Below are 10,905 nucleotides of genomic sequence, written 5' to 3'. Positions count from 1 at the left end.
ACTTGACTTGAACGATTTGAAAAATTCAGAAAAACTTCTCATGGTATGTCCTCCCGTATATACACACGATAAAGGCTGAAACAGCCTTTTTGCAAGCAGTTCTATGTTACAAAAACAAAATACACACAGCCCACACCCATCGAAATTATTGTTGTTTGATTAATAACATAAATGACAATATGATGTCAAGCATTATTTTGTTATTGTGAAGAGTGTTACTATTATGTAACATAGAACAGCAATAGCATGTTGCCTATATATAACATTGATGTGAAGATATATTATCAGTAACACATTTGTAACATATGAATATTTATAATTATTTATCATAGTTAATATTATATTACTTTGCTGTATTATGTATGATAAATTTAGTTGCTTTTGGTGAACAATCATTGTGAATGTCAGAAAATGCCTTTGGCAGGCTTAGAATGATTCTGTATTCAGGTTGATTTTTGTAATATTGACTGACTTACCTGCCGCATGTTATAATTATTCTAAGCGAGGGCGATGAATTCATGAATAAAGTACTTCGTATAGCGGTGATAGCATTACTTTTTTCTGCGATATTCCCTTCATGGGTGTGTGCGGCAGACTCGTCTTTCACCCAGCAAGACAGGGAAAGGCTAAACCGTGTTGAAGATAGGCTGTCGCGCGTTGAAGACAGGCTGACACGAGTCGAAGTCCGAATTGATGAAGGGTTAAAGGCTGTTAATCAACGCATGGACGACAGTTCTAACGCATTAAATCGTCAGATGAACGACGGTTTCAACGCATTAAATCATCGGATGAACGACCTATACGGGCTGATGTATGTACTGATTGCTGGGATGCTCACATTAGTGGGTTTTGTCTTATGGGACAGACGTACCACGCTTGCTCCGGTTGTTAGAAAAAACAGTGAACTTGAGGAAAAGACAGATAAAATCGAAAAGGTACTAAAGGAACTCGCCCTGAAAGACCCCAATGTGGCTGAGACAATGAAACACGTCGGCCTTTAAAACAATCCTACTTTAGTCTGACACAGTTTAGTTAACATACCCTATTTTTTAGCCCCTTAAGAAAACGCTCTTTAATTCCTACAATGGTCAACCCCACCAGTTCACTTGAGTCCTCTACATACCTCATTATTACTCCTTCACCAATATCAATCCCAAGAGCCTTTTCCGGCTCGCCTACACTTATGTAAAGCACATCTGCCTCCTGATCATAATCCCAATTAAAATTCTCTTTTTTCTCAAGTATCTTTATCGATTCCATATCGTTGTCCTCTTCATTATATCATAATTCTAATCTCTTCTTCTCTGTCATGTCATCAGACGTCCCACGGCTGTCACCCATATCGCCATATACAAACTGAACCAGTGTAATAGCAGCAATGGCCGCTGTCTCTGCCCTTAATATCCTGTTTCCCAGCGTTGCAATTACTGCGCCGGAGTGTTCAGCACGCTTAACCTCTTCAGATGAAAATCCCCCTTCCGGGCCAGTTATGATGTAGATTGCTTTTTCTTTTATCTCCAGATTTTGGATTTCCTTAAGACCCTTCCCGCCGCCTTCATAAAACATGACGGCAGTGGCGCCATCTGCTCGTATTGCGTCTGTTAAGGCTGAGAAATTCACGGCTTCATTAATCTCAGGTACCACAACTCTCATCGACTGCCTTGCCGCCTCTGCTGCTATCTTTTTCCATCTATCGATTTTTCTCGTGTAGTCAAGCTGTGTACGCGCTGTTACCAGTGGTATTATCCTTTTTACTCCAAGTTCGACGGCCTTCTGTACCACTATATCCATTTTTGACCCCTTCAACAAACCCTGGCATAGTGTTATCGACAGTGGAGATTCGGTATCTGGCGCTGGGTGAGGGGTGACAGATATTTGTACGGCATTTTTGCTGCATGAGGTTATTATACCTTTAAAATACCGGCCAGTTTCGTCAAATATGAACAACTCACTGCCGGTCTTATATCTCAGTACTGTAAGAATATATCTGGCAGTCTCACCGGTGATGGTCAGAGCTGCACTCTGGACTGCCGTAGATTCGACAAATATATTAGGCATCTACTATCAGCCCGTAAACATCTCCTTCAGTTTTTCCTTGAATGTCTTTTGTACATCGTCGCCGCTGATATGGGCATATTCCTCAAGCAGCTCACGCTGTCTGGGGGTTATTTTCTTTGGGATGTCTATGTAGACCCGGACGATTTGATCTCCGCGGGCACCACCACCGACGCGCTGGACGCCCTCCCCTCTTAACTTAAACTGCTCACCCGACTGCGTTGAATGAGGTATTTTCAGCTTCGATACCCCCTTAAGCGTGGGTACTTCAATCTCACCTCCAAGCACTGCCGTTGGATAGCTGATTGGAATTTCGCAGTATATGTCTCTTTCGTGGCGCTTAAAAAATGGATGCTCGATTACATTAATAAATATGTACAAGTCACCCGGGGGCGCGCCGCGTTCTCCGGACTCTCCCTCTGATGTCATCTTCAAACGCGTATTAGCATCTATACCAGCCGGGACTTTTACGTTGAGGTTTCGCATCTTTTTTGTCCTGCCGCTGCCTCCGCACTCACCGCACGGGTCAGTCACCGTTACTCCAGCCCCGCCACATTTGCCGCATGTCCTGCTTACTGCAAAAAATCCCTGCTGAAAACGCACCTGACCGTTCCCATTACACTGTGAACATGTCTGAGGGGGATGTCCGCTTGCCGAACCGCTGCCCCTGCACTTGTCACAGCTCTCCATTCGGGGGATTGTGATTTTCTTCTCCGTGCCAAAGGCTGCCTCAAGGAGCGTTATCTCAAGGTCATAGCGCTGGTCTTGCCCACGCCTCGCCCGCTGCTTTCTCTGCCCGCCTCCACCGCCAAAAATATCCCCCAGAAAATCATCAAAGATGTCGGTAAAAGCGCCAAATCCAAAATCAGCCGCGCCACCGCCGCCGCCCACTCCATTCATTCCAGCCATCGTGCCAAATCTGTCATAATGGGCTCGTTTATTGGCATCAGACAGGCACGAATATGCCTCGTTTACTTCCTTAAACTTCTCCTCGGCCTCTTTATCACCTGAGTTACGGTCCGGGTGATACTTTAAGGCCATCTTCCTGTAGGCCTTTTTCAGCTCATCGGGCGATGCCCCTCTGTCAACCTCTAATATATTATAGTAGTCTTTCATTGTTATTTCTTGTTCTTGTCAACATCTTCAAATTCTGCCTCTACTACTTCCTCTTCAGGGCCTCCTGCCTTCTGCCCGCCAGCGCCTTGCTGCTGCCCCTGTTCAGATGCTTGCTTTGCCGCTGCATCTTTATACATTTGCTCGGCAAATTTATGAGATACTGTTGTTAGTTCCTCTACCGCCTTTTTAAGCTCCTCAGGGTTAGTGGATGTGTCCTTAATGTCTTTCAGGCGCTTAAGTTTCTCCTCTGCCTCTGCCTTTTCAGCCGGTGTGAGCTTATCACCATATTCTTTCAGTGATTTCTCAACCGCATACACGAGCGTGTCTGCCTCGTTTCTGACGGTTGCCAGTTCTTTCTTCCTCTTGTCTTCGTCGGCATGTGCCTCAGCATCCTTGACCATCTTTTTTATCTCATCATCGGAAAGGCCGCTTGAGGCGGTTATCTTAATCGACTGTTCTTTGCCCGTGCCCAAATCTTTGGCCGAGACATGGAGTATGCCGTTAGCGTCTATGTCAAATGTCACCTCAATCTGAGGGACGCCGCGCGGGGCCGGTGGAATGCCAAGAAGCTCAAAATTGCCAAGCAGCTTGTTGTCCCCTGCCATCTCCCTCTCGCCCTGAAATACCTTTATCGTAACCGCCGGCTGATTGTCCGTTGCGGTTGAGAATGTCTGGCTCTTTTTCGTCGGAATTGTCGTGTTTCTCTCGATGAGTTTTGTAAATACCCCGCCAAGTGTCTCAATGCCCAGCGACAACGGGGTTACGTCAAGGAGCAGGACTTCTTTTACGTCTCCTTTTAATACCGCAGACTGGATTGCCGCCCCTACCGCTACGACCTCATCAGGATTCACAGTTCTGTTGGGTTCTTTGTTAAAGAAACTCTGTACGGTCTGAATAACCTTGGGCATTCTCGTTGAGCCTCCAACAAGGAGTACCTCGTTTATCTCAGAGGTTGACAGACCAGCGTCTTTCAGCGCCTTCTTGCATGGCTCTATGGAGCGTGTTATTAAATTATCGACGAGCTGCTCACACTTCGCCCTTGAGAGCTTAAGCAGCAGGTGTTTTGGCCCGGATGCGTCAGCCGTTACAAACGGTAGGTTTATCTCCGTCTCAGCAGCGCTTGACAGCTCTACCTTTGCCCTCTCTGCCGCTTCCTTGAGGCGTTGCAGCGCCATTTTATCTTTCTTTAAATCAATGCCCTGTTCTTTTTTAAACTCATCCACCAGCCAGTCCATTATGCGTATATCGAAATCATCGCCGCCAAGATACGTATCACCGTTTGTCGATTTGACCTCAATGACGCCCTCGCCTATCTCCAGTATCGATATGTCAAACGTACCGCCGCCGAGGTCATAGACCGAAATCTTCTCCTCTTTTTTCTTGTCAATGCCATAGGCAAGCGATGCCGCGGTTGGTTCGTTTATTATTCTGAGGACATTCAGTCCGGCAATCTTACCCGCCTCTTTTGTGGCCTGTCTCTGGTTGTCGTCAAAGTACGCGGGGACTGTGATAACGGCATCTGTTACCGTCTCACCAAGAAAATCCTCGGCGGCCTGCTTGAGTTTTTGCAGTATCATTGCCGAAATCTGCGGCGGGGCGTAACGTTTCCCTCGGATTTCCACATGGGCGTCGCCGTTTGGTGCCTCTACTATCTTATATGGCAGCCGCTTTATTGCGTCAAGCACCTCCGGGGAATTGTACTTTCTGCCCATCAGACGCTTAACAGAGAATATCGTATTCTCAGGATTAGTTATCGCCTGCCTCTTTGCTATCTGCCCTACGAGTCTCTCGTCCTTGTCAGTAAACGCAACCACTGAGGGTGTCGTCCTGTTGCCTTCCTGGTTTGGTATCACAACAGGCTCACCGGCCTGCACCACCGCAACGCACGAGTTCGTCGTCCCTAAATCTATCCCTATTGCCCTAGCCATTGTCTGCCTCCTTATTTATTTCATCATTATTTTTATCAGTTTTTGGCTCTGACGCCTTTTTTGATACCGACACCAGCGCAGCCCTGATTAGTCTGTCCTTAAATACGTATCCCTTTCTAAATTCCTCTACTACTGTCTTATCTGCGAGGTCGTCGCGCTCTACCTCTGCCATCGCGTGGTGGAAGGCAGGGTCAAAGGTTTTTCCCTTTGTCTCTACCTCTGTGACCCCGTTAGAGGCCAGAATCTTCCTGAGTTCCTTACGTGTCATATCCACACCCTGCGCTAAGGCATCCGCTGCCCCAGGTTTAACGTGTGAGAGTGCAGCATCGAGGTTATCTGCAAGGACAAGCAGACTTGACACCAGAGACTCTGTCCCATACTTATATATCTCATCTTTCTCTTTCTGTACACGCTTGCGGTAGTTGTCAAACTCCGCGTACATGCGCATGTACTTATCCTGAAGTTCGGCGTTTTCCAGCCTGAGCCTTTCTATAGGGTCTGGTTCGTCAGGCTTGATTTCCAAAATGATGTCGCTGTCATCGGGCTGTGCTGCAGGTTCATTAGTGCCTGCTGCGTTTTCACCGACGGTTATATCAATCTTTTTCTCTTCCAAATGTACCTCCTGCGCGCTATATAAACCCAAGCTGTTTGGACAGAAAATTCGCAGACGTGCTTACAATAGATATGGCATTGGCGTAGTCCATCCTCTGCGGCCCTATCAGGCCAAGTACGCCAAACGGTCTGCCCTTTTCGTAAAATGTCGAGGCCACCAGGCTCAGTGCCTTTTCATCAAGCAGCGGGTCGCTGCCGACAATCACCTGTACCCCTTCGCTTTGCAATATCTTATCCAGCAGATTTATCATCAGGCTCTTGTCGTCAATAGCCTTGGACAGCTCCTTTATCTTGTGAATGTCGTCGAAATCGGGAAGATTGATCAACTCGCTCATGCCGGAGATAAATATATCAGCATTTATAGACGAAAAGACGGTCTTACACAGACACTTTGCCTTTTCTTTAAGCGTATCGCACTGTACTCTTTCTTCGGCCACATCCTCTAACAATGCCTTTTTAATATCCCGCAAGGTTGAGCCTGCGTACTCATCGTTCAGGTAACGGCTTATCTCGTTCATATCTGCCTGAGTCAACCGGCCAGAGGACTCCACTATCATGTGGCGCACAACGCCGTACTCCGTAAGCAGGATTGCCACAATCATGTCTTTTTTGTATGAATAAAATTCAATCTTACGCAGGATGCTGCTCTCTGTCGTTCGTGACAGGACAACGCCCATGTAGTGGGAGCAGTCGGACATCAGCCGTGAGATAATGGCAAGAAAATCATCGATACTAGCCTTTGTATCTGTGGCCTTGTCTGAAAGCATTGAAAGGAGATTGTTGTTTTGAGACATACCGCACTCAAGCAGCGATTCAACAAAAAACCTATAGGCCATACCCGTAGGGACACGCCCCGATGAGGCATATGGCTGGCTCAAAAACCCCAGCTCCTCAAGGTCGCTCATCGTATTACGAATCGTCGCCGATGACAGCCCAAAGCCATACCGCTTGCTGATATACCGGGAACCCACCGGAGCGGCTATCCCAATATAGCTCTCTATCACGGCGAATAATATCTTTCTCGTTCTCGTGTCCATAGTGTCAATCTATGTAATTAACCTAATATTATACATATACTTTAAATGATTTAACAATGCCTCATATTGTACATCAAGTATCACTTCAACAACAACAGACTAACACATTGATATAACAATATGTGAGATGCAAAATATATTTTCAGGGGAAAGCCTGAGCCTCCCCCTGAAACTTTTATCCTAGTACATATCTCCCATACCGCCCATACCCGGGTGACCGCCGCCGCCCATTGGCATCTTCTCATCCTTGTCGGGCAGGTCTGTTATCATCACCGAGGTGGTCAGCATCAACGACGACACTGAGGCCGCGTTTTGCAGTGCACAGCGCGTTACCTTGGTCGGGTCGATAATACCCTCTTGCATCATATCGCAGAACTTTTCGTTCTGGGCGTCAAAGCCGTAGTTCACGTCCTTTGACGCCTTTACCTTCTCGATTATTATTGCGCTTTCCAGACCGGCATTGTTGATAATCTGTCTGATTGGCTCCTCAAGCGCCTTTTTAATTATGCTGGCGCCAATTTTCTCGTCGCCGGTTAACTTCAGGTCATCTATCGTTGCGATACACCTGAGAAGGGCAACTCCACCGCCGGGCACTATGCCCTCTTCTACGGCTGCGCGGGTGGCGTGAAGGGCATCTTCAACTCGAGCCTTCTTCTCCTTCATCTCTGTCTCAGTAGCCGCACCGACGTTGATTACTGCAACACCGCCTACGATTTTTGCAAGCCTCTCCTGGAGTTTCTCCCTGTCGTAGTCAGAGGTGGTCTCTTCGATTTGAGCCTTTATCTGCTTTACACGGCCCTTAATCGCATCCTGCTTGCCCTCGCCTTCTACTATGGTCGTGTTGTCCTTGTCTACGGTTATCTTCTTGGCGCGTCCGAGGTCGGTCATCTTTACGTTTTCGAGCTTCATGCCAAGGTCGTCAGATATTACCGTGCCGCCGGTCAGGATTGCGATATCCTCAAGCATGGCCTTACGCCTTTCGCCAAAGCCTGGGGCCTTTACACCGCATACCTGAAGCGTACCGCGCAGCTTATTTACGACTAATGTAGCAAGCGCCTCACCCTCTACGTCCTCAGACAGAATGAGAAGCGGCCTGCCCATCTTTGCAATCTGCTCAAGCAGCGGAATCAGGTCCTTCATCGAGGAGATTTTCTTGTCATAAAGAAGGATGTGTGCGTTTTCTAATACGACCTCCATCCTCTCGGAGTCTGTAACAAAATACGGTGAGATATAGCCGCGGTCAAACTGCATACCTTCGACTACCTCGAGGGCGGTTGCCATGGACTTGGCCTCTTCTACGGTGATTACGCCGTCTTTGCCGACTTTGTCCATCGCCTCTGCGATGAGGTCCCCAACTGAGGGGTCATTGTTGGCAGAGATAGTACCAACCTGTGCTATCTCTTTCTTGTCCGCTACTTTCTTGGTCATCGCCTTGAGTTTATCGATAACCGCTGTTACGGCCTTCTCCATGCCGCGCTTTAGGTCCATCGCATGTGCGCCTGCTACTACGTTCTTTACGCCCTCTTTGTAGATGGCATGTGCCAGCACTGTAGCTGTAGTTGTGCCGTCGCCAGCGGTATCAGAGGTCTTTGAGGCAACCTCTTTTAAAAGCTGTGCGCCCATGTTCTGAAACGGTTCCTTCAGCTCTATCTCCTTTGCGACCGTTACGCCGTCTTTGGTGATTGTCGGAGAACCGTATTTCTTGTCAATAATTGCGTTTCTGCCCTTCGGGCCAAGCGTTGCCTTTACGGCAGTGGCAAGTACGGTTATACCCTCAAGGATTTCCCTTCTTGCCGCTTCATCAAAAAGTAACTGTTTAGCTGCCATTTATACCCTCCTATGCGATTATTCCTAAGACGTCTTCTTCTTTGATTATTAAATAATCAACACTGTCAATCTGAACCTTCGAGCCGGAATACTTATCGAAAAATACCTCGTCTCCAACCTTCAGCTCCTTGACCTCTGAACCAATGGCCTCAACCTTACCGCGTTGCGGCTTCTCTTTGGCCGTGTCCGGCACATACAAGCCGCCGGCAGTCCTCTCCAACTCTTCTTTGTAGCTGACAAATACACGCTCTTTTAACGGTTTAAACTTCATAGAGTCACGCTCCCTTCGTTGTTATTAGCACTCACACCGAGTGATTGCTAATAATATAACACACACTTCATAATTTTGCAAGTTTTTTTTATACATCAAAACATTTTTACTGCGAATTCAGATTCACGCGCAGAAAGCAGAGAGGCTCAACTTCAATATGATACTACGCATAACCACGATAAATCAATAGTTTATGTAGAAATACATCATGTCTATCTGGCAATATGCCTGAGCCTCGGACTGCGCAGGCGCTATAGCAGTCTTTTTGCAGACCTCTTGCCGTGCATGGGCTTATGGCCGATAGCGCGGACTTCGTTTCCTGTCTTGAACCCAGATACGGCAGAGTTTAGCTCTCCGGATATTTCATTGATGGCAGTAACTTCAGTCATAACATCCTCAGACATACGCAGAATATCTCTTGAAATGTTTGACGATTTATCAATATTTTCAGCAACCTCCCCGGATGCGGCAGATTGTTCTTCCACCGATGCAGCTATCTGGGTGATTTGGTCTGCCACGCTTTGAACTGACAAGACCATCTGATGCAGGATTTCACCAACTTCTTTTATGGAGCCGGTAGCATGGGTGACCTTTGCTGAGGCCTCGGACATGGACTTGGTGGTCTTGTCAGAGTCCTGTTTGACTGTGGAAATCTTCTGTGAAATCTCATCTGTTGCCTTGATTGTCCTCTCGGCAAGTTTTCTCACCTCGTCGGCAACAACGGCAAACCCTCGTCCTTGTTCCCCTGCCCTTGCGGCCTCGATTGCGGCATTCAGGGCCAGGAGATTTGTCTGGTCGGCTATGTCCTTAATAACCACTAAGATGTTGCTGATCTCAAAGACACTGTTGTTGAGGCTTCCCACCATACCGGACAGTTCTATTGTGGATTCATATACCTCATTAAAAATCCCAACGGCTATATCAGCGGCATCTTTACCTTTGGCGGCCGTTTGCTTAGAGGCAATGCTTGTCTCTGAGGCAATGGAGGCATTTCTTGCTATGTCAACTATGGTGGCACTCATTTCCTCGGCGGCGGTTGCAATGGTCATTGCCTGCTCGGACTGGTTTGAAGCACCGTCGGACATTAGAGCGGCCTTATCTGTCAGCGCCCCGACTTTTGAAAAGAAATGCTCTGAGGAGGCGTAAATTTGGCCGATGATACCTCTCAGGGTATCGTGCATGACCTTCATATTTTTTGCAAGTACAGTAATTTCACTATTTCCTTCACATGCAATCTCTCCAGTTAAGTCCCCTTCGGCCATTAAATTGACCTGACCGACTATCTCAGACAGTGGTACGCATATACTCCTTGTTATGAACAACGACAAAATCCCTAATATAACAACTATTACAAGCGTGACGCCCACACCCTTGGCGGCCTCCTGTTTCAGGGCAGCGCTAACGTCATCCAGATATATACCGCTTCCGATTATCCAGCCCCACGGCTCAAAACCTTTCACAAAAGACAGCTTTTCTACAGGACTGCTAAACCCGGGCTTTGCCCATAAGTAATATACAAAACCCTCTTTGTTCTTTCTTACCATATCGGTAAACTCCACGAACAGGCGTTTGCCGTTAGGGTCTTTAAAATCTGATAGGTCTTTGCCGTCAAGTTCGGGCTTATACGGGTGCATAATCATATTTGGGTGCATGTCGTTGATCCAAAAATACTCTTTCTCGTCATATCTGAGAGACTTAATTACACCCATTGCTTGTGACTTCGCATCGGCTTCGGATATTTTACCTTCCCTGAACTGTTTGTAATAGTTATCTACTACGCCATAGGCCGTCTCCACAAGATGTTTCGTCTTCAACTGCCTGTCAGACATCAGAGTTTCTTTAAAAAAATACCCGCTTATTACTATGTTTACGGCAAACCCGGCAATGGCAATAGACACGATTAACCATAACCTATGGCTGATCTTTAATTTACTTAACATGCGACCCCCTTGTGCTGCATCATCCGAATACCAATTTACTACGAGTGAAATAATAACATAGAAAATACAAAATTATCTATACCACCAAACGGGTGAGGCAATTCGGGATATTGACATTC

At 47.0% G+C, this 10,905-nt stretch carries 10 protein-coding genes; 1 reads left to right on the top strand and 9 read right to left on the bottom strand.

The genetic code is table 11. The annotated features are described in order from the left end of the window. Positions 1 to 518 precede the first annotated feature (518 nt). Positions 519 to 1,001 carry a tellurite resistance TerB family protein gene (locus tag ASN18_RS03785; protein WP_085051279.1) on the top strand — a complete coding sequence of 161 codons (483 nt, stop codon included), beginning with the start codon at positions 519 to 521 and terminating at the stop codon, positions 999 to 1,001. A 31-nt stretch (positions 1,002 to 1,032) separates the two neighbouring features. Here ASN18_RS03785 and ASN18_RS03780 read toward each other — a convergent pair whose 3' ends face one another. The 9 genes from ASN18_RS03780 to ASN18_RS03740 all read right to left on the bottom strand — a co-directional run bounded on the left by ASN18_RS03780 (position 1,033) and on the right by ASN18_RS03740 (position 10,786). Next, a complete protein-coding gene (locus tag ASN18_RS03780; protein ID WP_085051278.1) occupies positions 1,033 to 1,260 on the bottom strand; it encodes a DUF2283 domain-containing protein in 228 nt (75 codons plus the stop codon). Between the two features lie 21 nt (positions 1,261 to 1,281). Continuing rightward, the gene (locus ASN18_RS03775) at positions 1,282 to 2,058 is read right to left on the bottom strand and encodes a 16S rRNA (uracil(1498)-N(3))-methyltransferase (RefSeq protein ID WP_085051277.1); all 777 of its coding nucleotides are present in this window, start codon (positions 2,056 to 2,058) and stop codon (positions 1,282 to 1,284) included. A 6-nt stretch (positions 2,059 to 2,064) separates the two neighbouring features. Continuing rightward, positions 2,065 to 3,171, bottom strand: coding sequence for a molecular chaperone DnaJ (gene dnaJ / locus ASN18_RS03770; RefSeq protein ID WP_085051276.1), 1,107 nt, complete (start codon positions 3,169 to 3,171; stop codon positions 2,065 to 2,067). Between the two features lie 2 nt (positions 3,172 to 3,173). Next, positions 3,174 to 5,099, bottom strand: a complete 1,926-nt coding sequence (gene dnaK / locus ASN18_RS03765) for a molecular chaperone DnaK (protein WP_085051275.1) — start codon at positions 5,097 to 5,099, stop codon at positions 3,174 to 3,176. Continuing rightward, on the bottom strand, positions 5,092 to 5,712 hold the full coding sequence (gene grpE, locus ASN18_RS03760; RefSeq protein WP_236861488.1) for a nucleotide exchange factor GrpE: 621 nt from the start codon (positions 5,710 to 5,712) through the stop codon (positions 5,092 to 5,094). Before grpE ends, dnaK begins: the two co-directional genes overlap by 8 nt. A 16-nt stretch (positions 5,713 to 5,728) precedes the next feature. Beyond that, the gene (hrcA, locus tag ASN18_RS03755; protein WP_085051273.1) at positions 5,729 to 6,748 is read right to left on the bottom strand and encodes a heat-inducible transcriptional repressor HrcA; all 1,020 of its coding nucleotides are present in this window, start codon (positions 6,746 to 6,748) and stop codon (positions 5,729 to 5,731) included. A 180-nt stretch (positions 6,749 to 6,928) separates the two neighbouring features. Further along, positions 6,929 to 8,575 carry a chaperonin GroEL gene (gene groL, locus ASN18_RS03750; protein WP_085051272.1) on the bottom strand — a complete coding sequence of 549 codons (1,647 nt, stop codon included), beginning with the start codon at positions 8,573 to 8,575 and terminating at the stop codon, positions 6,929 to 6,931. A gap of 10 nt (positions 8,576 to 8,585) precedes the next feature. Continuing rightward, complete coding sequence (locus tag ASN18_RS03745; protein WP_085051271.1) at positions 8,586 to 8,846, bottom strand: co-chaperone GroES; 261 nt, start codon at positions 8,844 to 8,846, stop codon at positions 8,586 to 8,588. A 251-nt stretch (positions 8,847 to 9,097) separates the two neighbouring features. Continuing rightward, positions 9,098 to 10,786: a methyl-accepting chemotaxis protein gene (locus tag ASN18_RS03740; RefSeq protein ID WP_085051270.1), complete on the bottom strand. Its 1,689-nt coding sequence runs from the start codon at positions 10,784 to 10,786 to the stop codon at positions 9,098 to 9,100. Positions 10,787 to 10,905 lie beyond the last annotated feature (119 nt).

The organism is Candidatus Magnetominusculus xianensis, from assembly GCA_001541255.1.
Lineage (GTDB): Bacteria > Nitrospirota > Thermodesulfovibrionia > Thermodesulfovibrionales > Magnetobacteriaceae > Magnetominusculus > Magnetominusculus xianensis.
This window is presented reverse-complemented; position numbering and strand designations above follow the sequence as displayed.